At 65.7% G+C, this 21,970-nt stretch carries 28 protein-coding genes and 1 tRNA gene; 11 read left to right on the top strand and 18 right to left on the bottom strand.

What is annotated here, in order from left to right; genetic code table 11:
* Positions 1-98: 98 nt before the first annotated feature.
* On the bottom strand, positions 99-926 hold the full coding sequence (locus AC1RTC_RS02685; RefSeq protein ID WP_493153911.1) for a DUF1684 domain-containing protein: 828 nt from the start codon (positions 924-926) through the stop codon (positions 99-101).
* A gap of 75 nt (positions 927-1,001) precedes the next feature.
* Between AC1RTC_RS02685 and AC1RTC_RS02680 the strand changes: the two genes are divergently transcribed.
* A complete protein-coding gene (locus tag AC1RTC_RS02680; protein ID WP_493153910.1) occupies positions 1,002-1,202 on the top strand; it encodes a PLDc N-terminal domain-containing protein in 201 nt (66 codons plus the stop codon).
* A 27-nt stretch (positions 1,203-1,229) separates the two neighbouring features.
* On the opposite strand, the gene AC1RTC_RS02675 is transcribed toward AC1RTC_RS02680, so the two are convergent.
* Positions 1,230-2,012 carry a pentapeptide repeat-containing protein gene (locus AC1RTC_RS02675; protein ID WP_493153909.1) on the bottom strand — a complete coding sequence of 261 codons (783 nt, stop codon included), beginning with the start codon at positions 2,010-2,012 and terminating at the stop codon, positions 1,230-1,232.
* A gap of 43 nt (positions 2,013-2,055) precedes the next feature.
* Between AC1RTC_RS02675 and AC1RTC_RS02670 the strand changes: the two genes are divergently transcribed.
* Together AC1RTC_RS02670 and AC1RTC_RS02665 are read left to right on the top strand one after the other, a co-directional pair.
* The gene (locus tag AC1RTC_RS02670) at positions 2,056-2,364 is read left to right on the top strand and encodes a DUF7882 family protein (RefSeq protein WP_493153908.1); all 309 of its coding nucleotides are present in this window, start codon (positions 2,056-2,058) and stop codon (positions 2,362-2,364) included.
* A 217-nt stretch (positions 2,365-2,581) separates the two neighbouring features.
* Positions 2,582-3,004 (top strand): iron chaperone, encoded by a 423-nt coding sequence (locus AC1RTC_RS02665; RefSeq protein WP_493153907.1) that lies wholly within the window; start codon positions 2,582-2,584, stop codon positions 3,002-3,004.
* 43 nt (positions 3,005-3,047) lie between these two features.
* On the opposite strand, the gene AC1RTC_RS02660 is transcribed toward AC1RTC_RS02665, so the two are convergent.
* Positions 3,048-3,311: a hypothetical protein gene (locus tag AC1RTC_RS02660; RefSeq protein WP_493153906.1), complete on the bottom strand. Its 264-nt coding sequence runs from the start codon at positions 3,309-3,311 to the stop codon at positions 3,048-3,050.
* 83 nt (positions 3,312-3,394) lie between these two features.
* Between AC1RTC_RS02660 and AC1RTC_RS02655 the strand changes: the two genes are divergently transcribed.
* Both AC1RTC_RS02655 and AC1RTC_RS02650 read left to right on the top strand, forming a co-directional pair.
* Positions 3,395-3,670 carry a hypothetical protein gene (locus AC1RTC_RS02655; protein ID WP_493153905.1) on the top strand — a complete coding sequence of 92 codons (276 nt, stop codon included), beginning with the start codon at positions 3,395-3,397 and terminating at the stop codon, positions 3,668-3,670.
* Positions 3,671-3,686: 16 nt separating this feature from the next.
* Positions 3,687-3,893, top strand: coding sequence for a hypothetical protein (locus AC1RTC_RS02650; protein ID WP_493153904.1), 207 nt, complete (start codon positions 3,687-3,689; stop codon positions 3,891-3,893).
* A 12-nt stretch (positions 3,894-3,905) separates the two neighbouring features.
* Here AC1RTC_RS02650 and AC1RTC_RS02645 read toward each other — a convergent pair whose 3' ends face one another.
* The 3 genes from AC1RTC_RS02645 to AC1RTC_RS02635 all read right to left on the bottom strand — a co-directional run bounded on the left by AC1RTC_RS02645 (position 3,906) and on the right by AC1RTC_RS02635 (position 6,317).
* Positions 3,906-4,322 carry a CPBP family glutamic-type intramembrane protease gene (locus tag AC1RTC_RS02645; protein WP_493153903.1) on the bottom strand — a complete coding sequence of 139 codons (417 nt, stop codon included), beginning with the start codon at positions 4,320-4,322 and terminating at the stop codon, positions 3,906-3,908.
* Positions 4,323-4,574: 252 nt separating this feature from the next.
* Positions 4,575-5,279, bottom strand: a complete 705-nt coding sequence (locus AC1RTC_RS02640; protein ID WP_493153902.1) for a hypothetical protein — start codon at positions 5,277-5,279, stop codon at positions 4,575-4,577.
* A gap of 3 nt (positions 5,280-5,282) precedes the next feature.
* Positions 5,283-6,317 carry an NAD(P)-dependent alcohol dehydrogenase gene (locus AC1RTC_RS02635; RefSeq protein WP_493153901.1) on the bottom strand — a complete coding sequence of 345 codons (1,035 nt, stop codon included), beginning with the start codon at positions 6,315-6,317 and terminating at the stop codon, positions 5,283-5,285.
* A gap of 116 nt (positions 6,318-6,433) precedes the next feature.
* On the opposite strand from AC1RTC_RS02635, the gene AC1RTC_RS02630 reads away from it, so the two are divergent.
* The gene (locus AC1RTC_RS02630; protein ID WP_493153900.1) at positions 6,434-7,108 is read left to right on the top strand and encodes a TetR/AcrR family transcriptional regulator; all 675 of its coding nucleotides are present in this window, start codon (positions 6,434-6,436) and stop codon (positions 7,106-7,108) included.
* Here the strand turns inward: AC1RTC_RS02630 and AC1RTC_RS02625 are convergent.
* The 3 genes from AC1RTC_RS02625 to AC1RTC_RS02615 all read right to left on the bottom strand — a co-directional run bounded on the left by AC1RTC_RS02625 (position 7,050) and on the right by AC1RTC_RS02615 (position 11,220).
* Complete coding sequence (locus AC1RTC_RS02625) at positions 7,050-8,414, bottom strand: VaFE repeat-containing surface-anchored protein (RefSeq protein WP_493154273.1); 1,365 nt, start codon at positions 8,412-8,414, stop codon at positions 7,050-7,052. The genes AC1RTC_RS02630 and AC1RTC_RS02625 overlap by 59 nt on opposite strands.
* Positions 8,415-8,876: 462 nt before the next feature.
* The gene (murJ, locus tag AC1RTC_RS02620) at positions 8,877-10,433 is read right to left on the bottom strand and encodes a murein biosynthesis integral membrane protein MurJ (RefSeq protein ID WP_493153899.1); all 1,557 of its coding nucleotides are present in this window, start codon (positions 10,431-10,433) and stop codon (positions 8,877-8,879) included.
* A 106-nt stretch (positions 10,434-10,539) separates the two neighbouring features.
* On the bottom strand, positions 10,540-11,220 hold the full coding sequence (locus AC1RTC_RS02615; protein ID WP_493153898.1) for a hypothetical protein: 681 nt from the start codon (positions 11,218-11,220) through the stop codon (positions 10,540-10,542).
* Between the two features lie 388 nt (positions 11,221-11,608).
* On the opposite strand from AC1RTC_RS02615, the gene AC1RTC_RS02610 reads away from it, so the two are divergent.
* Together AC1RTC_RS02610 and AC1RTC_RS02605 are read left to right on the top strand one after the other, a co-directional pair.
* Positions 11,609-12,478 (top strand): PIN domain-containing protein, encoded by an 870-nt coding sequence (locus AC1RTC_RS02610; RefSeq protein ID WP_493153897.1) that lies wholly within the window; start codon positions 11,609-11,611, stop codon positions 12,476-12,478.
* A 336-nt stretch (positions 12,479-12,814) separates the two neighbouring features.
* Positions 12,815-13,240, top strand: a complete 426-nt coding sequence (locus AC1RTC_RS02605; protein ID WP_493153896.1) for a tyrosine-type recombinase/integrase — start codon at positions 12,815-12,817, stop codon at positions 13,238-13,240.
* On the opposite strand, the gene AC1RTC_RS02600 is transcribed toward AC1RTC_RS02605, so the two are convergent.
* The 4 genes from AC1RTC_RS02600 to AC1RTC_RS02585 form a co-directional block, all read right to left on the bottom strand.
* Positions 13,237-13,995: a DUF5131 family protein gene (locus tag AC1RTC_RS02600; RefSeq protein WP_493153895.1), complete on the bottom strand. Its 759-nt coding sequence runs from the start codon at positions 13,993-13,995 to the stop codon at positions 13,237-13,239. The two genes, AC1RTC_RS02605 and AC1RTC_RS02600, sit on opposite strands and share 4 nt — an antisense overlap.
* A 25-nt stretch (positions 13,996-14,020) precedes the next feature.
* Positions 14,021-15,256 carry a three-Cys-motif partner protein TcmP gene (gene tcmP, locus AC1RTC_RS02595; RefSeq protein WP_493153894.1) on the bottom strand — a complete coding sequence of 412 codons (1,236 nt, stop codon included), beginning with the start codon at positions 15,254-15,256 and terminating at the stop codon, positions 14,021-14,023.
* A 110-nt stretch (positions 15,257-15,366) separates the two neighbouring features.
* Complete coding sequence (locus tag AC1RTC_RS02590; protein ID WP_493153893.1) at positions 15,367-15,639, bottom strand: DUF3892 domain-containing protein; 273 nt, start codon at positions 15,637-15,639, stop codon at positions 15,367-15,369.
* A gap of 205 nt (positions 15,640-15,844) precedes the next feature.
* Positions 15,845-15,921 (bottom strand) — tRNA-Ile (locus AC1RTC_RS02585).
* A 121-nt stretch (positions 15,922-16,042) separates the two neighbouring features.
* On the opposite strand from AC1RTC_RS02585, the gene AC1RTC_RS02580 reads away from it, so the two are divergent.
* On the top strand, positions 16,043-16,582 hold the full coding sequence (locus AC1RTC_RS02580) for a Dps family protein (protein ID WP_493153892.1): 540 nt from the start codon (positions 16,043-16,045) through the stop codon (positions 16,580-16,582).
* Positions 16,583-16,611: 29 nt separating this feature from the next.
* Positions 16,612-17,718: a DUF4232 domain-containing protein gene (locus AC1RTC_RS02575; protein ID WP_493153891.1), complete on the top strand. Its 1,107-nt coding sequence runs from the start codon at positions 16,612-16,614 to the stop codon at positions 17,716-17,718.
* Here AC1RTC_RS02575 and AC1RTC_RS02570 read toward each other — a convergent pair.
* Complete coding sequence (locus AC1RTC_RS02570; RefSeq protein ID WP_493153890.1) at positions 17,715-18,953, bottom strand: glycosyltransferase; 1,239 nt, start codon at positions 18,951-18,953, stop codon at positions 17,715-17,717. The two genes, AC1RTC_RS02575 and AC1RTC_RS02570, sit on opposite strands and share 4 nt — an antisense overlap.
* An 18-nt stretch (positions 18,954-18,971) precedes the next feature.
* Positions 18,972-19,961 carry a DMT family transporter gene (locus tag AC1RTC_RS02565; protein WP_493153889.1) on the bottom strand — a complete coding sequence of 330 codons (990 nt, stop codon included), beginning with the start codon at positions 19,959-19,961 and terminating at the stop codon, positions 18,972-18,974.
* A gap of 40 nt (positions 19,962-20,001) precedes the next feature.
* Between AC1RTC_RS02565 and def the strand changes: the two genes are divergently transcribed.
* Positions 20,002-20,568 carry a peptide deformylase gene (gene def, locus AC1RTC_RS02560; protein WP_493153888.1) on the top strand — a complete coding sequence of 189 codons (567 nt, stop codon included), beginning with the start codon at positions 20,002-20,004 and terminating at the stop codon, positions 20,566-20,568.
* Here def and AC1RTC_RS02555 read toward each other — a convergent pair.
* The 3 genes from AC1RTC_RS02555 to AC1RTC_RS02545 all read right to left on the bottom strand — a co-directional run bounded on the left by AC1RTC_RS02555 (position 20,565) and on the right by AC1RTC_RS02545 (position 21,970).
* Positions 20,565-20,870: an AzlD domain-containing protein gene (locus AC1RTC_RS02555; protein WP_493153887.1), complete on the bottom strand. Its 306-nt coding sequence runs from the start codon at positions 20,868-20,870 to the stop codon at positions 20,565-20,567. The two genes, def and AC1RTC_RS02555, sit on opposite strands and share 4 nt — an antisense overlap.
* A complete protein-coding gene (locus AC1RTC_RS02550) occupies positions 20,867-21,571 on the bottom strand; it encodes an AzlC family ABC transporter permease (protein ID WP_493153886.1) in 705 nt (234 codons plus the stop codon). Before AC1RTC_RS02550 ends, AC1RTC_RS02555 begins: the two co-directional genes overlap by 4 nt.
* 81 nt (positions 21,572-21,652) lie before the next feature.
* Positions 21,653-21,970, bottom strand: a complete 318-nt coding sequence (locus AC1RTC_RS02545) for an SHOCT domain-containing protein (protein WP_493153885.1) — start codon at positions 21,968-21,970, stop codon at positions 21,653-21,655.

Here is a 21,970-nt window from a genome sequence, read left to right as displayed (position 1 = left end):
CGCGGCCGTATCGAAACCCGGTTTCGATACGCGCGCCAGAGCGCGCTACTCAACCCGCCGGTTTCGATACGCGCGCCAGAGCGCGCTACTCAACCCGCCTAGACCTCGTGAAGCAGTGAGCCGTCCTTCTTGAGGACATTCTTCTCGCCGGCCTCGATGGCGACGGCGAAGCGGTTCTGCTTCGGCGGCATCGGGCAGTTGAAGTTGTAGCTGAACGCGCAGGGCGGCAGCACAGCGAGGTTGAAGTCGAGGGTGATGGTGCCGTCGGGGTTCGGCGCGAGGAACAGGAAGCGGCCCACGCTGTAGGTGTCGACGCCATTGGTCGCGTCCGCGTAGACGAGCTGGAGCGCCCGGCCCGACTTGAACGCGACGAGGTTGTAGTCGACGCCGTCCTTCGTGAACGTGATCTCGCCGGGGATGACCTGCTCCTTGGTCTTCCCGTTGTCCTTGAGGTGCTCGAAGCCCATCGTCGTGCCCTCGGGGTTCTCCGTGAACGCGGCGGTGATCACCCAGTCGGGGTTGTAGGGGTAGGCGTCGATGCTGCCGAACTCCCGGATGCCCTCAGAGTTCGCATCCCACACGCGCAGTGCGTAGGTGCCCTCGTCCCCCGCGATGACGAAGCCGCTCACCGTGTCGCTGAACGTGACCTCGCTGGGGTTCGGGTCGTCCTTGCCGCGCACCAGCGCCGAGCCGTCCACGAGCGCGCCGTCCACGAGGATGTTGTCGGAGGCGGCGGCCGTGACGGTCAGCCCGCCCTCGGCGGGGGCCCAGGAGCCGGGGACGCCCCAGATGGTCTGCTCGGAGTCGATCCACTGCGTGTTGACGAGCGCGAGGCTGCCCTTGGGCTGCACCACGGATTCCTCGCGGCGCGAGTGGAAGGTGGCCAAACGGGCTTCGGGGGTGGGGGCTGTGGCGGTCTCGGTCATTCGTCCATCCTTGTCGAGTCTGACTGTGCCAACCACCGCCGACACGGTGTTATTTCCGCCCTCTATGCTTGGCGCATGGATCCCATCAGCCTCGGCGTCGGCGGCGGCGGCATCATCGCCCTCATCATCTTCATCGTCACCGTCGTCTCCATCGCGAACAACCCCAACCACGGCGCGGGCGGCAAGATCATCTGGATCATCGTCGCGTTCGTCTTCTCGATCCTCGGATCGATCCTGTGGCTGATCTTCGGCCGCGGGCGCGTGCCCAAGCGCTAGCGAGCTCAGTGGGCAGGGATGCCGCGGCTACCCCCAGTGCGCCGGACGCGCCAGGCGTGCCGGTAGCAGAGTCGTGCCGTCGCCGCGCGCCGCGTTCACCTGCGACTGCGTGACGAACAGCGCACCGGAGAGGTCGGCGCCCGACAGGTCCGCGTCCCGCAGGTCCGCGCCGATGAGGTCGGCCCGCCGCAGGCTCGCACCGCGCAGGTCTGCCGCGATCAGGTAGGCGCCGCGGAGGCTCGCGCGGTCGAGCGCCGCGCCGCGGAGGGAGGCGCCCATGAGGTCGGCGCCGCGGTGATCCGGGCCCGCCGGGACTCTGGCGGCGGAGCTCACCCGGAGGAGCAGGCCTCGCGCGCGAGCGTGGTGGGCGGGGGCATCCAGCGCCAGGATCTCTGCGGCGGGGAGCAGGGTCAGCGCCTCGGTCTCGGCAAGGAGGTCGTGCACCTCCGCGGACGGCGCGAGCTCGACCGCCTCGGTGAGGTACCAGAGCAGTTCGTGCAGCTCGCGCATGACGGGGAACACGGCGAACATCTCGCCGCGCGTCTCCGGCCGGTCACGCCAGCTGGTGCCGCCGTAGGTGTGCTGGGAGACCTTCTGGCCGGCTCCGCCGCAGTCGAAGACTGTGCAGCCCCTCATCCCCGAGTCGCGCAAAGCGGGGTGGATGCCGCAGCGGAAGTCCTCCGCCAGGTTGCGGCACGGGTCGGCCGCGGCCTTGTCGAAGGCGAAGTCTGCCGAGCGCGTGAACGCGAGTGCGACGCAGCACAGCGCGAAGCAGTTCGCACAGTCCGCGGTGAGCTCTGTCGTTGCCATCGGCCCGACTCTAGCGGCCCTGCGGCGCTGTTACTCTGAGTGAATGGGCACCCTGTACTACGCGGACGCCACGCGCGTCGCCATCCCGATCCCGGACCGGGAGCTCGCCCACATCAAGTTCGTCATGGTCAACAAGCTCCGCCGCAACGAGTCCTTCACCTTCTCCTGGGACAAGACAGAGGACGAGGGCGGCGGCCGTTCGAGCATCTGGATCTCCGCGCAGATCCCCCTCGAGTTCGAGTTCGACGACCCGACCCCGCCCGAGATGAACCGCGAATGGCTCGAGCAGCTCTCCCAGGCGGCCTCGACGGTCAGCGGGCTCACGCCCATCCCGGAGCCGGTCAAGGCTTAAGTCAATCCCTGGATGGGATTCCGTTTGACGCCGACCAGTGGCAGGGTTGATGCAGGTGCCCTAGCCCTCGTACCGAATTTCGGCTGGTCGTCGAGATACACGGATCCTCTCGGCGACCAGTCTTCGGGCCCCCGACCGCTATCGAGCAGATCTGGATAAGCGTCGGCGGGCCGCTCGCCCTAGCGTTGACCTGTCAGTCGAGAGCGAGGGGAACACCATGGCCAAGAACGAGGGCTTCACCGCCGAAGAGCGCGCCGCGATGAAGGAGCACGCCAAAGAGCTCAAAGCCGCCGCGGAGAACGCAGACCAGGCGAAGCTGATGGCGGAGAAGATCGCCGAGCTGGATGAACCCGACCGCGCGATCGCCGAGCGCCTGCACGAGCTCATCATGGCCGCCGTTCCCACCCTCGCGCCGAAGACCTACTACGGCATGCCCGGCTGGACGAAGGACGGCAAGATGCTCGTCTTCTACCAGCCCGCCACCAAGTTCAAGACCCGGTACGGCACCCTCGGCTTCCAGGACGTCGCCAAACTCGACGACGGTACCTTCTGGCCGAACGCCTTCGCGCTGACCGAGCTCACGCCGGCCAACGAGAAGGCGATAGTAGCCCTCGTGAAGAAGGCCGCCCAGGCGGGTTGAGTAGGCCGTCAGCGGCCGTATCGAAACACGACCGCACTGGCCGCTAGTCGTACACCCGCATCAGCCGCCACTCCTCGCCGGCCTTGCGCACGTCGAACATGTGGCTGAAGCCCGCCTCATCCGTGCCCTGGAACCGCCAGCCCGTGAGGTTGAGCCGGTAGGTCAGCTCGGGCTCGTCGTCCTCCAGTCGCGTGGGCGTGTCGGTGACCCGGTACCGGATGCCCTCATGGACCAGCCTCGCCGGGACGCCGTTGGTCATCCAGATCGCGACAGCCGTACCGGTGCGGGCCGGGTGCATGAGGCTCATATTGACTCCTTGGACATTCGAACATATCTTCGAGAGCACGAGAGTAACCCCGGCTCTCGCGACACGCCAAGAAAGAGTTCCGGATGACCCACCACTGGCGCCCCAGCGACGGCCTCATCGCCGGCCCGCGCCCCGGCGGCGAGTGGTTCCTCTACGACCGCAGCCTGTTCATCGGCACCATCCAGACCGGCAAGGTCGATGGGAGGCGGGCGTTCCGGGCGCTCACTCCCGACGAGGAGCCGGTGGGCTACGCCTGGACGCTCGAGGCCGCGTGCGACCGGCTCTGGACGTGGCACGTCCTCGTGCGCACGGGAGGTGAGCATGTCAGCCTGGCCCTGGCCACCCATCCAGATCAGTGAGTGCGAGTGGATAGTCATGCGACACGACCGCACCCGCCCCCAGGCGATCGTGCGCCGCTTCGAGGCGACGCCGCCGTACTACCGCGCGGTCACGTGGGCGGTGCGGTCGGAGGACAGGAAGCTCATCGGCCGCTACCGGTCGCTCGAGGCGGCGGACGAGGCAGTGCTCGTTGACTCGCCCGGGGCGATCACCAGCGGGGCCGACCGGGATCGGCCCCGGTAAAGGGGTTGGGCGTTAACCAAGTACGAGGAAGAAGATGATGACGTTCATGGCGAGATTGAATGACGCGTGAGCGACGATCGCTCCGGCCAGCGACCCAGTGAGAGCTCTGAACCAGTAGAAGATCAGTGCACTGAGGAACATTGCTCCGACCCAGACGATGGCTGGCAGGGCGAGGAAGCTCCAGCTTCCGAACATGTACACGATCCCGAAGTGCGCAAGGTGCACCAGGGCAAACGCGGCAGCGTCGATGGCCGCCGCTGCACGGTTGCCGAGTTTCATCGCGAAGCTGTCATGAGCGATTCCTCGGTAGAGCAGCTCCTCTCCTAGGGGGCTGAACGTCACACCGATCAGCGCGTAGATCGCAAAGTAGATGAACTGCGAGTAGCGCCACAGGCATCCACCGCCAACGGGTGGGCTTGACCAGGCCAATGCGATTGCGGCCGGGCCGCGAGAGCACCACCCATGGCAAAGCCGCCATCGCGACGAAGACAATACTCACCAGTTGATAGCTGCCGGTGACGTTCGCTTGAAGTACCAGCAAGACTCTGGCGGTTCCAAAGACTCCCAAGAGAAGCAGCCCGGTTCGGACATTGAAGCCGAGGGCCTTCCTGAACGGGCGCCGGAAGTCGTGCTCGATCCCGTCTCGTCCCGCGCGCCCCCGCTTCTGCAGCGCCGCCGTCCTCAATTCGCTCGCGACCGGATGAGGCGCACGCCGGTCACGAAGAGCCAGACCAGCCAGGTGGCGAAACCGAGCAGCCCCGCGAAGATCAGCGGCGAGCCGCCGGCGACCCAGAAGTTGCCCAGCCCCGCGGCGAGCAGCAGGCTCCCGCCCAGCAGGCCCAGTACGCGCTGCCACGCGGGAGTCAGTCCGCTCGCGTGCGCGGCGAGGGCCGAGCCGATGCAGGCGGTGCCGAGCAGGGGCAGCGTCAGCGCGAAGGCCGCGGCGTGGACCTGCCAGACGAGCCCGAACACGGAGGTCGGCCCCTCGAGCCCGTCGGCGGCGAGCGCGAGCCCGATCTGCAGGACGTTGACCAGCACGAACACGGCCGCCACGGTCGCTCCCGCGGCCGCGCCGAGGCGCGACCAGTCGGCGCCCGCTCCGCCTCGCCGCGTCACGAAGCCGTGCAGGCCCGTCACGAACACGAGGAGCAGCGGCAGGTACAGCGCCACCAGGCCGGACACGACGGCAATCACGCCGGAGTTGGCCGCGTAGTAGGCCAGCACGTCCTCGACCGGGTCGCTGTAGGACGGCGCGTCGGTCGCCACGAACAGCGCGTTCTCGATCACCACGAGCACGGCGAATGCGATCGCGGAGACACCGACGAGCCGGCCCCTCACGAGCTCACTGCGGTCTGGCGCGGTGGTGGGGGTCTGGGGGGATCTCATTTCTTACTCCTTGGGTGTGGGGTTGACGGTGATCACGACCTTGCCGCGGGTGTGGCCGGCCGCGACGTACCGGAGGGCGTCGGCCGCCTCGTCGAGGGGGTAGGTGCGGTCGATAGCGGGAACGACCTGTCCGGTCTCGAGCAGGGTGCACAGGGCAAGCAGGTCGTGGCGCTTCTCGACCGAGACGAAGGGCTTCAGCCGCTGGCGGGTGAAGCAGGACAGCACGTGCGCTGTGAGGATCCGACCGAGGGGGCCGATCCACCGGCCGCCGTGCCCGCTGTTCGGGACGAGGGTGCCGGTGGGCGTGAGCGCTCGACGGACCGCCGCCAGTGGCTGGGCCTCCACGTTGTCGACGATGACGTCGTAGCGCTTCTCGCCGCGGGTGAAGTCGGTGGTCGTGTAGTCCAGGACATGGTCGGCGCCGAGCATCCGGACCAGTGCGACGTTGCCGGTGCTGCACACCCCGGTCACCTCGGCGCCGAGCGACTTGGCAATCTGCACCGCGAAGGAGCCCACGCCGCCCGACGCGCCCGTGATGAGCACCGTCTGGCCCGGTCGCACGTTCGCAACGTCGCGCAGGGCCTGCAGCGCGGTCAGTGCGGACGTGGGTACCGCCGCCGCATGCTCGACGGGCACGGTGGCCGGCCGCGGCACGAGGTGGTCCGCCGGCACGCAGGCGTACTCCGCGAGCGTCCCCTCGGTACTCCAGCCGAACACCTCGTCGCCGGGCCCGAGAGTCGCGACATCCTGCCCGACTGCGACCACCACGCCCGCCAGATCCCTGCCGGGGATGCCGTTGCGCGGCTTGCGGAGCCCGTATGCCAGGCGCACCAGGTGCGGGTTGCCGGTCATGACGAAGTAGTCGCCGGGATGCACGGAGGCCGCACCCACTCGAACGAGCACGTCGCCCCGGCCGGGCACAGGGATCGGCACCTCTGACAGCTCGAGCACCGACGGCGGCCCGTAGCGGTGCTGTACAGCGGCGCGCATCGTCGCGCCCTCGGCCGGGCTCATCCCCCGCACCTGCTTGTTTCCCACAGAAGCCTCCTCACGTCGAGCCGCGACTTTCGCTCTCTCGTACACCGTACGTCGTACACTGTACGGTGGCACGTACGCTGTACGGTTGTCAAGCCGGTCGAGAGAGCGAGGGACCCATGTCTGCGAAGGATGATGGCCAGGCCGCGTCAGACGCGGGGCTCAGCAAGCAGCGGGTCGTGGCCGAGGCCGTCAGGCTCGCCGACCGCGAGGGGGTCGACGGGCTGAGTATGCGCCGGCTGGCCGGTGTGCTCGACGCGGGCGCCATGTCGCTCTACCACTACGTCGCGAGCAAAGAAGAGCTGCTGGACGCGATGATCGATGTGGTGTTCGAGGAGATCACACCCCCGCCCGAGGAAGCCGACTGGCAGTCCGCCATGCGGCAGGAGGCGGTCTCGACCCGGGACGTTCTCGCGCGCCACCCCTGGGCGATCAGCCTCATGGAGTCGCGCACGTCGCCAGGCCCCGCGAACCTCCGCCACCGCGAGGCGGTCACCTCGTGCCTGCGACGGGCCGGCTTCTCGGTGATCACGGCGACCCACGCCAACTGGGTGCTCAACAGCTACGTGTACGGCTACGCCCTGCAGGCGGCGAGCCTGCCGTTCGACACCGCCGACGAGCTCGCGGGCATGACCGAGGACGTCTACCTTCCTCAGCTTCCGCCCGAGCAGTTCCCCTACCTCAACGAGTCCGCCGCGGGCCTCGTCGCCGCCGGCTACGACCCGTCGGAGGAGTTCATGTTCGGCCTCGACCTCGTGCTGGCCGCGCTGGAGCCGTTGAGGGCCGGCGAATAGCCAACCCCGCGCCCAGCGCGATCGCCAGAACGGCGAGAGCAGCGGGACCATATGGCGGGGTCGAGCCGGTGGATGCGAGGTGAGCGGTCTGCGGCTGGGGCACGGACGGGTTTGCCGGACCGTTCGGTGCGAGAGACTGGATCGCGATTGTCTGAGCGGCGTCGTTGATGTCCTGGTGCTGAGCGACTGCCGTAGCGTTCCCCGCCTCGAAGAGCGACTCGAAGGCGACCAGGCTCTGCCCGGCGAATCCTGCCGGAACGGTGAACGTGACATCGATCGAGCCCGTCGCCGTCGTCGCGGTGAACGTGGTTGACCCCGTGATGCCGGTCGATGAGCCATTCGATTTGCGCATCAGCTCGCCGGAGACGGTGTAGCTGGTGCCCGGAGTGAGGTCGACGTAGGCAACCGTGTCGGTGACGGTGCCGCCGGTGGATGGCAGCGTGTGGTCGCCGTCGGCGAGATCGACGAGCGTCGTGCTGATCGCAGGTACCGCAGCGGCGGGCACGGCGGCCCACGAGATCGTGGCAGCACCGCTGGTCTGGGTGGTGGACGGAGTCACAAGGATGAGTGTCTGAGCGTGGTCGAGAGCCGTCGTCGGGCCGCCCGGGACGTTCGGCACCGACAAGATCATGCCGGTAGAACTCGAGCCGACGGCCGAGGCCGCTACGGTCGAGCTGCCCGCCGTGGTGACGCCGCGCAGGTCCAGGTAGAGCTCCTGCCCGTCGACCACGGCCGCCGGGTCGATAGCGGTGCCCGTCGAATCGACCAGCGGGACAACAGGATCGGTGGTCACGGTGACGGTGGGCTGGTCGGTGTTCACGAGAAAGGGCCCCACGAGTGTCCCCGCGACCTGCGCACCCGCGGGCGGCGTCACCGAGACGGTGGGATGCAGGTCGGCCGGCTGAAGCCCAGCACTCGCGTTCGCGCCGTTGATGAGGTACCAGTATGCCGTTTCCGAGTCGGGGGTCGCCCACGCCCAGGACGCATCGAACGTCAACTCGGTGTATCGCCAGATGGCGTACTGGGTCGCCTCGATCGCGTCGTTCAGTGAGATGCCCGGCGCGCCCGCTGCGGTGCCGAAGTCCGCGAGGCTCATCGCGGGGTAGCTGTTCGCGAGCACCCACAGCACCTTGCCCTGGACGACGGGATCGATGAAGAAGTTCGCGCCGAGGTAGTCGCTGAATTCCCCCACGTGCCCTAGCCGATCAGTTTCAACGCTGATGTTGTGCTCGACGCAATACGCAAAGAGATCCGGTGGACCCGGGTTCAACGGATCGGCCGGCGGCGTGACGTAGATCCCGTGCACCGAAGTGCCGCCGTACCCGACCCCCGCACCCACGTACACGTCGTCGCCAACATCCACGCCCGAAGGCGGGTCCGCCCACGCCGCCGCGGGGATCAGCAGCGCGAAGAATGCGAAGAGCCCAGGAAGCAGCAAATGCGCGCGCGGGCGCCTAGCCTTCGCGAAACGCACAGCCGACTTCCCGGCTAGTTCAGTTCTTCTCACGATTCGCTCCTTTGCGGCCAGATCAGTCGAATAAGGGACCGACGATCGCCACCCATATGACGCCCAGGACTGCCCCCCAATTCAGGGGTCAGATGGGACAAAAGCTCATGTCACATGCTGTCCACGCTACTGACGGCATCCCGACCCGACAAAGCCCCCGACAGGGAGGCGTAAGGAGCTGGGCACGACGCCCCACGGGATCGCAGTTCCCCCTACCTCAACGAGTCCGCCGCGCGCCTCGTGCGACCTGGCCGGGAATCGCTATTGCCTCAGCAAGGATCGAAGAGAGGCAACGTTGAATCCGGCCACACGGAAAGAGAAGCACGCCGCTAGATAGGTGAGCACGATCGCGACGCCGACTATGGCGGCGTGGACAACGTCCGCCTCCCAGGTTCCCCCGATCGGAATCATCCCGACCAGGGTGCCAATCGCGGCACTCGCGACTCCGGCGGCCGCGAGGCGCCCCACGTCTGACCCTACGGTGGGCAGGCGCAATGTCTCCGCGCCGAGCATTCGCATTCTCCTGTTGAGCGCACAGTAGGCCACCACCCAGCCGGCGAACTGGGCGATCGAGGTAGCTATGGCTATACCCACCACCACTTGCGCGGGCGGGAGAAGCAAGCCGGAAACAAGAGAGCCGGTACCCGTGAGAACTGCGACACAGCATTGGGTGAGAAACACCGCCCTGGGATCCCGCAACGCGATCGACGTCCGGTTCATAAGGTACGTCTGACTGAACGGAAGGAGGCCAGGCGCGAGCGCGACAAGGACAGTGCCGATCACCGACGAGCCCCAGATAAGAGCAGTAACGGCTGGTCCCAAGACGATGAAGCCCGCCGTACCGATGACGGAGAATACGGCCACATTGCGCATTGCGCTGGTGACGTCGCCGTGAAGCCCCAAGACCTTCCCGCCCTCAATCGACCGACTTACCTCCGTGAAGAGGGCGGTGACGATCGACACCGAGAATATGCCGTGCGGCAGCAAGAACAGTAGGAAAGCAAGTCCGTAAGAGTTCAGACTCGCGCCGTCTATACCCTGCTCGTGCAGGCGCTCACCCGCGGCAGTGGCAAAGACGGACGTCAACACGAAAGACAACTGGCCAGCGAGCGCTCCTCCGAACATCCATCCGCCCGCGCGGCTTATCTCTCCGATGTGCGGGTATCCCCAGGCGGGGCGATAGGAGTATCCGATGGATCGCAGAGCCACAACGACAATCACCGCTTGAACCAAGGCCCCGCCCGTGACTCCCGAACACAGGATCAGCACCATCCCGGGTGTCCAGCTCTCGAGACCGCCTGTACCGCCCGCGGTTGTGGCGATGAAGATGCCGATTCCCGCGATCGCGACGAGGTTAGACGCCGCCGGCGCCCAGGCGAATGGACCGTAGCGATCGTGGGCATTGAGGAGCTGCCCGAACACCGAGTAGATGATGAAGAAGAAGAGTTGAGGGAGGCATAGGTAGGCCATGAGTACGGCCAAACTCATCCACCCTTCCGACCATGTCGGGGCATAAATGTATACGAGGAGTGGCGCAGCAACTGTCACTGCCGCCGTAACGAGCAAGCCGATCGAGAGGCAGAGCGTCAACAGCGCGTTCAACTCCCGCCTGTCGCCCGGGATCCGAATTGCGCGCATGATCTGAGGGAAGATCATCGCGCTCAGTACTCCCCCGGCGATGAGGTTGAAGATATTCGTCGGTAGATCGTTAGCAACGCCGAACGCTTGACCCCCCACCGAGCGGGCCGTTCCTCCAATCGCCACGACAAGGATCGTCGCCTTTGCAAAGCCGAGGATGCGGGACACGAGCGCCGCCATGGCCATGCCACCGATCGCGCGCCGCCGGCCCGCCGCGGGTGTACCTGATGGTCGTTGGCTCACAGGACTTGAATCCGCCACCGACGAGACGTCCCGATGAACATCTTCAGCCCCCGCCACGTTCTTCAGCTCTAGTCATCTCAGACCGCACGGCCGACACCAGGTCATTGAGACTTTCGAACGAGGGGCTAGAAAAACGCTTCACATTCACCGGAAGAACCCCGATCTTCGCCAACATGTCTCCTGAGCGCGCGATGAATTCCACCTGCACCATGTCGGACCCTGACATGTTCCTCGTTCCGATCGAAACCTCACAGTTCGCGTCGCGAATAGTGGCGAGGCTGTCCGCAGCCTCCGAGATGCGTACGAGTGCGAGTTCCGGACCCTTGACCACGATGCCATGCACTTTGGAGACTTTGAGGCCCGCCCACCCGGGAAGAGGCGCTGACACCTTCAACGTCGTATAGCCCACCATGAAGGTGAGGGAGTCTGGATATGCAGCCTTGAGCACCTCGAAACGATAGGCAATAAGGCGGACACGTCGCATCAAATAGATCACCATGCCGACGACAACAGCGATAACCAGTAACCCAACGACCGTGCCTGAAATGAAGATGTTCGACGCGGTGTGTTTGTCGCCAGAATTGGCCGCGCTAATCCCCCGTCCGACCATCGCTGCAATACCAAGTCCAACGAGTGGCACGCTGATCCAAATGCTTATCAGCATGCGCTTGCGCGCACTATCCGTCAGCCCGCTGCGAGGTCCAGCCCCGAGGGAGTCGTCCATCATCTGCTCCCTCTTCTATGCGGCCCTGCCGAGACTATTGCGCGAACTCGCGTCTACGCCATGGGTGAATCCAACTTTTGATCAAGATTCTCTGCTCGGCTTAGGGCTCTCGACGAGTTAATGCTCGATACGCCGTCGTCTCCTTGCGGATGCGATCGGCGGGTGGACGTGGCGCAAGATCCGCGGGCACTTGAACAGTTGACTCGAGCCAAAACAGGCTCGGCGTCATTCGCTCGACCGCTGCCGCTGCCCACAGAAGAATAGGGATTGTCGTCGCCCTCCCGAACGCTCCCGTTTTCCTCGGTCGCGCCGCTTGCACAGCGCCCGTCTGTACGTAGGTCGGTCGAAGTTGGATCACGTCCGTGATGGCAGGCAATACAGTTGCGCCATGATCGGCATTCAGCCCGGCTATAGGGCCGACGCAGTACTGGGGCACTTAGAGGCCGCTCATCTCGGCGCGCGCAACCTGCTTGGCAACGAAGACCACGCGAGTCTTCATAAGTACGTGAACTGGGCTACGACCCATCTGCGCACGCTAGGACCAGCGATCAAGCCCGACGACGTGGATGCGCTCATCACGACGAAGCACTACTGGACCTTGATCAGTTTGTTGTCGGGCGGCGGGACGGGCGTACCTGGCACAGCCATTAGGGACCTGCTCTATCTAGAAATCTCGCAACGTGCCGCTGCGCTCGAAGTCGCACATGACGAACTGCAAAACCAGATGATGCTGTCAAAGGGCATCGACGCGGCTGTACTCGATACGAATGTGGTGATGGTGCTGAGGGACCAACTCGACACATACGACTGGCACGCGGCGCTGAAAATCCTGCCGCTCGAGCCGCTAGTGATCTGGATACCACTCGCTGTGATTGACGAACTCGACCGCAAGAAGTTAGACCGTAACAAGATGGTGATTGAGGGCAAAGGATATGCCCGCCGGACGATGGCTCGCGTGGCCCTTAGGAACATCGACCGAATGTTTCCTGACCCACGTCGCGCTTATGTCGTCAGCGAACCGAAACCTGAAATAGGGCCGCTAGCGCCGAAGACCGTACTCCGAATCCTCATGGAAGAGCCGGGGCACATCCGACTTTCGTCGGTGGATGCGGAGATTATCGATCAGGCCGTGTCACTGATGGGTCTCGGTGGCAGGGTCAAGGTCGTCACTTTTGACACAGGGATGCGGCTAAAAGCGCGATCCGCTGAACTAGCCGCTCTGCAGTTGCCAGATCCTGAGGATGACGAAAAGGACTAGCCCTCGATCTTCATGTGGCCGTTCTCCAAGTCATCGCGCACGAACCGAGCGGTCTGCGACAACTTTCTGCACGGTTTGCAACGGCCATGTACACCTGAGCGTCCCCGCCCCTGCAATCGGGGAATCCGGCATTCGCCCGCAATCATTGGTAGGGCGGACGGGACTTGAACCCGTGACCGACGGATTATGAGAACGGCAGGATACTCAGACCGAGACGTACCGAGTTGATCCGCCTTGCTCCGCCTCCCTTCCGAGTTCCCGCATGAAATCAGCCCGCTTGGTGGCCAAATCGGGGCACCGTGGTGTGCCCCGGATCGGATCGGTGGCGAGTGGCGAGTGAGCACCCCGAAGTCCAAACGCTCCACCCGAGAGGTCCCACTGCTCAATCGAGCGCTGACGGCAGAGCTCCGCGCGCTGTTGGTGGAGCACCCGAACTCGGGCGACCCGGATGCGCTGTTCTGGCCGGGGCGCACGCACGGCCCGCACACGGTCGACTGGTCTCGTCCGCTCGACGGCTCGAGTTTCATCCGGCACTACTTCAAGCCTGCCCTCGCGCGAGTCGGTATGCCGAAGATGCGCTTCCACGATCTGCGGCACACGTTCGCCTCGCTCATGCTCGCAGCAGGGTTCAAGCCCTACGAAGTGAGCCGATGGATGGGCCACGCAAACGTCGCGACCACAGACTCGATCTACGCGCATCTGTACCCGAGCGACTACAACGCCCAGATCGCCCTGTTCGAGAAGTTTGTCGCCGAGGGCTAAGCGGTAACGAGGTGTCGGAGACGCGGCGTGGGCATCTCGTCCCATGTCACTCCGGCCAGAGTTCGACCGTTGCGCTTGGGCGTGGTGCCGCCCCACTGCTTGAAGAAGAACGGGACTTCGGAGACAGCGCATTGATCACGGATGTCCTCGACCCACTGGGCCTCAATGGGCCGGTGGTGGTGCCCCGACTCGCCCCCGGCAATTACCCAGTCGATGCCCTCAAGGTTCATGTTCGGCAATGCGGCAATTAGCGGCTCACATGAGAGGAAACGAACCGCGGCAGGGACGTCGCGCAGGTGGTCAATCCTATTCAGAACCTTCGGCTCCTCCACCGATACGCCCATCCACACGTTCTTCGGCCACGTGAGCTTGTCTGCCATGCGGCGTAGCCGCAGCGAGCGCTTGGTGAGTACCTGATAGGTGTGCTGCGGTGTGTCGGCCATTACATCGAACACGTCCTGCACGAATCCAGCGGGAACTCCCGCGTGAAACAGGTCACTCATCGAGTTCACGAAAACAGTCACCGGCTTTCGCCATCCGTAGGGCTGCTTCAGAGACGCAGGGTGAGTGGTGATCCCAAAGCCGGGACCCGACGTGATCGGGTTCCCGTCGTTTTGATACTTCTCAGCCCCCATTGCCTTCAGCCGCTTCGAGAGCGTCAGCGCGTAGCAATTGTCGCAGCCCGCCGAGGTCTTGTCGCAGCCCGTGACTGGGTTCCACGTGACCTCTGTCCACTCGATCGACGTTTTCGCCATGAGTCCCCCTAACCTTCGAGCAATACTAGAAGGTTGGAAGGCGTCGGTCGACCTTTCTGATGACGGCGCGCTCAAGTGTCTTCATCGACTTGTCGCGTGGTTCGGTGACTCCAGCAGCCGTCAGCTCGTCCCAAGCGGCTCGGAGGTGCAATGATCTCGCGGTGCCAATGGCGGAGCCGTATGCCTTTCCGCACTCCTTATTCATCGATATTGAGTTCTGCACATCCAACGTCGCGCGAATTGCATCCCTGACCGTCGCGATCGTGTCCACCTTGAACTGTTCCTTATCAGCCAACGCTGCAGCTCGTGCATGGTCGACGTGCGCCGATCCGAGACCAGGGCTCTTCCTGAATTCCTTCGCGGCGGCGGCAATATCCAGCTCCCACATAGCCTCTCGCCACTTATCCTGCGCGAGGCTCACCGCTTCGTTGTATGGAAAGACGGCGACGTTTCGCGGGAAAAAAAGCATGAGCGTGAAGATGGCCTTGTGCGCCGCTGAGCGGCGCATGGGAACGGGGAAGACTCCGCAGCCAGTGCGCTGGTGCACGCGATGAGCGTATTCGTTTGCCACCTGAGAGGCGGCGTTGTCGACGGCGTCGGGTAGCGACAGGTCCGCGGCGCGGAATATGTCCTGCCACCAGTCACCACCGAGCCAGAGGTCCATGGTCGCAAGCATCGGATCTCGACGCGGAGTTCCGACCGGCTTCTTCACCCACGGTCCCGTGCGGCGGATCGCTTCGAGACTGAAGTTCATCAGTAGTTCCGTCGGCGCATCTCCGTCGCGCCCGAGAATGTCCTTGATGCAGGTCTCACGATCGAGCCCCGCTCCGAACGGGTCAAGGAAAACAAGCGCCGGAATTCCCTTGAACCGCGTTAGCGCCGCACCAAGGTGGTCTTTGACGTCGCCGTGGAAGGCGCCCGCCACCGTTGGAGCGGCAGCCGCTAGCGCACGCACAGACTCGAAGTACTTCTTCCTCTTCTCAACGAACATGCACTCGAGATGGGTCGGCCTCTTGTTTGTCGCGAGGTCTGCGGCGACCCGAAGTGCAATCGCGGGTGAACCTTCGCTCTTCGAACCGGACGAGCCATGGATGTTTTCACCGGGGCCTGAGTACCCGTCTACGTAACCCACACGGTTGCCGAGCGAGGTGCTCCCCGTTTTGGAGGCGAATGCTGGAAGGTACGAACCGAGAATTGCATGCTTCAGGTCAGATTGCGCGCGCCGCACGCTTGTGCTGAAAAACGTATCCGTGTTGCCCACGCTGTTCCTCCATTGGCTGACTGCACTATACGGGCGAGCGTTTACAGATCGCTCTTTCGACACGAGCGACTCCCGGCCATTTGGGTTGGCCGGGAGTCGCCTGAGTTGCGCTAGAAGGTAGGCAGGGCCAGCAAGTTGTCGGTCCAAGTGTTGTCAGCCTTGGTACGCAGGTACGGCGGGTTGTCGTTCACCACTAGCACCTGAGCGCGGTTCGCGCCGCTGACGACGAACGCCTGTCCGCCCTTATTGATCCAGTCGATCATCGATGGCTTGTCGTTGTCGCCGGTCGCAGCGGTCTGCTCGTTCTGCCACTTGTAGCGAACGATCGACTGGTGCGTCTTACTGGTTCCAGAGAACCTGACGTGCGTTATTTTCAGGGACATCTCAATCTCCTTTGGGTAATTGGCACTCCGGGGTTTCGAGTGCCAACTCCAGATTGAACCTGAGCACTGACATTTCCTCCACAACACGCCGAACATGAATGAGATTCCACAGGGATATCGGAAGGCTTGAGTGAGTCGTACGGGGATGTGACGGGGTTGCGCGCCACCCGTGGCACGCCAAATGCCCGGACTTCCCCGTAAACTTTGGTAGGGCGGACGGGACTTGAACCCGTGACCGACGGATTATGAGTCCGCTGCTCTAACCAGCTGAGCTACCGCCCCGCGCCCGCGAGGAGCGGACGGATTCTTACGATACAGCCAGCGGGACGCGGCATCCGTTACCACGCAGCAGCGGCGCGGTCGACCCCTCGCCGCTGCCAGAACGCGGACGTACCGTGAAGACATGACCGACACGAAGCAGACCACCAAGGCGCCCGCCGGCTCGGGCGCGCGCGTCACCCGCCAGCAGAACTGCGAGTCGGGGTTCAAGGCGTCCAAGAAGCTCACCGACAACCTGCAGAAGGTGCTCGTCGACCTCCTCGAGCTGCAGATGCAGGGCAAGCAGGCGCACTGGAACGTGGTCGGCAAGAACTTCCGGGACACGCACCGCGTGCTGGACGAGATCATCGAGGATGCCCGCACCTTCAGCGACACGGTGGCCGAGCGCCTTCGTGCGCTCCACGCCGTGCCCGACGGCCGCAGCGACACCGTCGCGGCGACCACGTCACTGCAGGAGTACCCGAACGGCGAGGTCGACACCGCCACCACGGTCGACCTGGTGACTGAGCGGCTCGAGGCCACGGTCGCGACCATGCGCGAGGTGCACGACGAGGTCGACGACGAGGACCCGACGAGCGCCGACATCCTGCACGCCGTCATCGAGCGGCTCGAGCAGTTCGCCTGGATGGTCTCTGCCGAGAACAGGACCCCCGCGAAGAGCTAGCCGGAGGAACCCTCACGTAGGGTGGGAGCATGCGCGACCTCCGAGCGATTGCTCCCGCCTCCGTCCTCGCCGCGGTGCTCTGGCTCGCCAGCGCCCTCGCCTATCGCGGTCTCAGCGAGATCAACCCCGGACCGCACCAGTTCGTGCAGCACCTCACCCCCGAGACGCTGCCGCTGGGCGTGTGGCAGTGGGCCCAGCCCTGGATCGTGCTCGGGCCGCTGCTCTCGATGCTCGTGCTCGTGATCGCCTACTCGCTCGTCGGCCGTGTCGCCTTCGGTGCGGAGGCGCGCGGCGCCCGCTTCGTGACGCTGTGGTTCGCCGCCGTCGTTGCGGGCACGGCGGCCACCGTTCCGTGGGCGATCGGCATCACCCTCGCGACCTATCCCCCGGCCCGGCCCGCGTTCCTGTTCAACGGCATCGGCGACTACCTGGTGCAGAGCGCCTACTGGGGTCTGATCTGGGGCTGGCTCCCCGCGCTGGCGGCGGTACGGGGGGTTCGGGATGCCGCGCGCTCCCGCCGCACGACGACCGCCCTGGTGGGCGCGCTCGTGGCGGCCACCGTGCTGGCCTCCGCCCCGGCCGCCCTCGCGGTGCCCGCCGGGTCGGACGAGTTCATCGACATCCCGGAGGCCATTGTCCCGGCGGAGCCCATAGTGCCGGTGCCCACGCTCGCGCCCGACGCCGGCCCGATCGACCCGGAGTGGTGTACGCCAGACCAGTCGGCGCTCCTCTGGGGCAACCACGACGCGGCGACCGGGCATCGCCTGCAGACGATCCGCCTCATGAACTTCTCCGAGGGGCCGTGCGTGCTCGAGGGCTACGCCGACCTCGCCTTCGCCGACGCCGCCGGATCAGAGCTCGACATCACGGTCACGCACGGCGGCTCGTTCATGACGGAGGACCCGGGACCGGCCCGGATCGTGGTGCCCGCCGGCGGCTACGCGACGTTCTCCATCGGGTGGGACGCCGGTTCCGGCCCGGATGACGACCGGGTGGCTGCTGTGTTCGGTGCCGCGTACCCGGGTTATCCGCGCGGCTCTTGGCCGGAGGATCCCGATATCTTCGACGGCCAAGAGGTGACCATCACGGCGTGGCAGCTCGACCCGCTCAAGGGGCAGGATCCCGGACCGGGCTAGGAGCGCTTCTTCGCCTCGCTCGCGACCGGGAGGTCGACGGGCTCGCCGCGGTACAGGCTCTCGAAGGTGTCGAGGGTGCGCTGGATGTCGTGCGACTCGACGATGCGCAGGCTCTCCTTCTTGAGCGCCTGCAGCTCCTTCTCGGGCATTGTGAGCACGCGGCCCAGCTTCTCGGCGAGGTCGTCGACGTTGCCGGGCTTGAAGAGGAACCCGTTCTCGCCGTCGTGCACGAGGTGCGGCAGCGCCATCGCATCGGCGGCCACGATCGGGAGGCCGGAGGCCATGGCCTCCATGGTCGAGATGCTCTGCAGCTCGGCGATCGAGGGCATCGCGAACACCGTCGCCCGCGTGAGGGCGTTGCGCAGGTAGTCCTCGTCTACATAGCCGGTGAATTTCACGTCAGCGGTGACGCCGAGCGAGGCCGCGAGTGCCTTGAGCTTGCCCTCCTGGTCGCCGCCGCCCACGATCTCGAGCTTCGCCTTCAGCGAGGGGTCGAGCTTCGCGAACGCTCGGATGAGCTTGTCGATCTGCTTCTCCTCGACCACGCGGCCGAGGAAGACGATCAGGTTGTCCGTGCGGGGCTTCATGTTCGGGGTGTAGTTGTGCGCATCGAGGCCGCAGGAGATTGCCAGGACGTGCTCCACCGAGGTGTTGGCCTCGAGGTAGTCCGCGGCCTTCTGGGTCGGCGTCGTGACCCGCTCGGCGCGGCGGAAGGTGCGGTCAGCGGCGTTCCACGCCTTCTGGATCGCCCACTTGTGCAGGAACGGCGGAATGATGAAGGTGTACTCCATCAGGTTCTCGGGCATGAAGTGGTTCGTGCCGATGAGCCGGATGCCCCGCTTGAGCCCCTCGATGGTCATGCCGCGGCCCACCACGATGTGCGACTGGAAGTGCACCACGTCGGGCTTCACCAGATCGAGGATCTTCGCGCTGTTCTGCTTGATGCGCCAGGGCAGCGAGAAGCGCAGCCACGGATGCGGGTACCAGCGCCACGAGTAGATGCGGTGCACCGTGATCTTCTGGCCCTCGTGCTCCTCGATCTGCGCACCGAGTTTCTTGTTGGAGTACGACGGGGCCGCGATGTGCACGTCGTGACCGCGCTCGGCGAGGCCGGCTCCGAGGCGCGCGATGAAGGTCGCCGCGCCGTTGATCTCGGGCCAGAACGTGTCGGCGCCGATGAGGATGCGGAGTCGCGGCTTGCCCTCGTGGGGGGAAACGCGAGTGGCAGGAGTCATAGTGGAGTTCAAAGTACCTTACGGATGCTGGGCGGCGTCTTCAACCGCGTCGGCGAGAGTCGTATTGGCCAACGACTGCGGGTGGTGGCGTGAAAGCGAGACGACGCCCCAGATCGCCGCAGCGGCAGCCGCTGCAAAGGCGAAAATGGCCCAGAGCGGGGCGGATGAGGCCTCGCCGAGCACGACGATGCCGATCGAGACGGCGACGATGGGGTCGATGACGGTGAGGCCTGCCACCACGAGGTCTGGCGGGTTCGACGAGTGGGCGGTCTGCACGAAGTAGGTGCCGAGGAGGGCCGCCGCGGCAAGGCCGATGACGCACAGGATGGTCAGGATGTCAGACGCGTCGATACCGCGACCGGCCGCGAGAATCGTCTGCACGCGGCCGATGACGACGTTCGCGAGCGTGACCACGAAGCCGAAGAGCACACCGGCCGCGACGACGTAGAAGATCGGGCGCGGGGCGCGGCGCTTCATGAGGATGAAGAGCGTCACGAGCACGGCGAGCACGACCGCGAGGATGATCAGCACGACCGAGAGCTGGGTCGCGGTGATCGGGTGGCGCTCGGTGACGAAGGCGGCGATCGTCACGAAGGCGGCAACGCCGATCACGCAGACGAGGATGGCGCGGATCGACACCCGGTCGAGCGGCACCTTGCTCACGCGGGAGTTGACGATCGAGGTGATGACGAGGGCGATCGCCCCGAGCGGCTGGACCACCGTCAGCGGCGCGAAAGTGAGGCTCGTGAGCTGCAGCACGATGGCGAGCCCGAGCAGGAGCGTCCCGATCACCCACGACGGGCGGGCGAGCAGGGAGGTGAGCTGGCCGAAGCTGAGGCCGGTCTTGCCCTTGCCGCCCGACTTCTCCCCCACGATCACGACGCCGCGGTTCTGGAACTGGGTGCCGAAGGCGAGAAGAACCGCCGCGACGACAGCGAGGGCGATCCCGATTCCCGACTGGGTGTTGAGGGTCAGCTGGTCGGCTATGTCCTGGATGTCCGGCGGCACCCGTCGAATCTACCCGTTCAGCGCCCGTTATTCTGGGTGAATGGCCGTACTCCCCATTCGAATCACCGGCGAGACGGTGCTCCACGAGGTCGCCGCAGAGGTCACCGAGTTCGACGATTCGCTGCGCACGCTGGTCGACGACATGTTCGAGACCATGCGTGAGGCACCCGGCGTGGGGCTCGCCGCACCCCAGGTGGGCGTGGGCCTCCGGGTCTTCGTCTACAACTGGACGGACGACGACGGCGCGCTCTGGCGCGGGGTAGCGATCAACCCCGAGCTCTGGCTCTCCCCCATCCCGGTCGGCGAGGCCGACGAGGAGGACGAGTCAGAGGGCTGCCTCTCCCTGCCCGGCGAGCGGTTCCCGCTGATCCGCGCCGAGCACGCGATCCTTCGCGGTGTCGATCTCGACCAGAAGCCGTTCGAGATCGTCGCCGACGGCTGGCTCGCCCGCATCTTCCAGCACGAGTACGACCACCTCGACGGAACCCTGTACGTCGACCGACTCGAGTACCAGTACGAGAAGCCCGTCGCCAAGGTCATCAAGAAGAAGGGCTGGGGCGTCCCCGGTCAGTCCTGGCTTCCCGGCGAGGACCACCTAGAGGACTAGGTCCACAGTCTGATCAGCGCTGCCGTCACAGCAGCCGCGGCCACCACGACGATGAACGGCACCCGCAGAGCGAACAGGCCCGCCGCGACGATCAGCGCCGGCACCCGGGCGTCGAGCACGATTCCGGATGCTCCCCCGACCGTCTGCACCACGATGAGTGCCGCGAGCAGCGCCACCGTCAGCAGGTTCGCGACGCGGGCGGGAGTCGGCTTCTCGACGAGTGCGGGCGGCACCAGGTAGCCCGCGAGCTTGAGGGCGTACACCGCGATCGCCGCGAGGATGAGCGTCTGCCAGATCGTCACAGCTCCGCCTCCTTCCGCGGCCCGAGCCAGTTGGTGAGGCCCACGACGACGGCGACCACCGCGGCCGCGAGCACGGGGATCCCCGCCGGGACGAACGGGATGAGCACCGCCGCGACCACGGCGGCGCCGATCGCGACGACGACCGGCTGCAGCTGCCTGAGCCGGGGCCACAGGAGACCCAGGAATGCGGCGGCGGCAGCGGCATCCAGACCGTACTGGCTCACATCGCCCAGCAGGTCGCCGATGAGCGCGCCGATGAGGGTGGTGAGGTTCCAGCCGACGTAGATGATGACGCCCGTCCACCAGAAGCCCGCGCGCTGCCCGGCAATCGTCTTCTGGGCGGTCGAGACGGCGGTGGTCTCGTCGATCGTCCAGTGGGCTGCGAGGATCTTCTTCGGCCACGGGCCGCCGATGAACGGCGCGACCCGCAGCGCGTAGAGGGCGTTGCGCGTGCCGAGCAGCGTGCTGCTCGCGATCGCCGCGCCACCGGCCGCAGCGCCGCCCGAGGCGAGGATGCCGATCACCGCGAACTGCGAGCCGCCCGAGAACATGATGAGGCTGAGGAAGCACGTCTGCCAGATGTCGAGGCCGGATGCCACGCTCAGGGCCCCGAACGAGACGCCGTAGGCGGCCACGGCCAGCCCGACGGCGAAGCTCGCTCGGATGGCGGCTCGGCGCTCGAGGGCGACAGGGTCTGACAAACGAAGAACTCCCTCCGGGCCGGATGGCCCGAAGGGAGACTCTATCGTGCGGCTCGGCCGACCTCAGCCGGCCAATTCCGACTACTTGGCCGGCGGTGTGAAGGTGTTGTTGGCGCGCAGCACCTCGAGGCGCGCGCGGTACTCCTTCTCGTCGATGTCGCCCTGCGCGAAGCGCTCGGCGAGGGTCGACTCGGCCCCGCGGGCAGCGGCGCCCCAGGGGCCGTACCCACCGTGGAACTGGTGGCCGGGGCCCCATCCGCCACGGCTCCAGCGGCGGCGCGCGAGGCTCACGATGAGGATCACGACCCCGATCCAGAACAGCGGAATCAGGAAGAAGAGCCAGCCGAAGCCGAACCCGGGGCCGCCCAGGTGGGCGGCGAGAGCAGTAGCTGTAAACAC

Source organism: Rhodoglobus sp. GW821-FHT12B09, from assembly GCF_058809925.1.
This window is presented reverse-complemented; position numbering and strand designations above follow the sequence as displayed.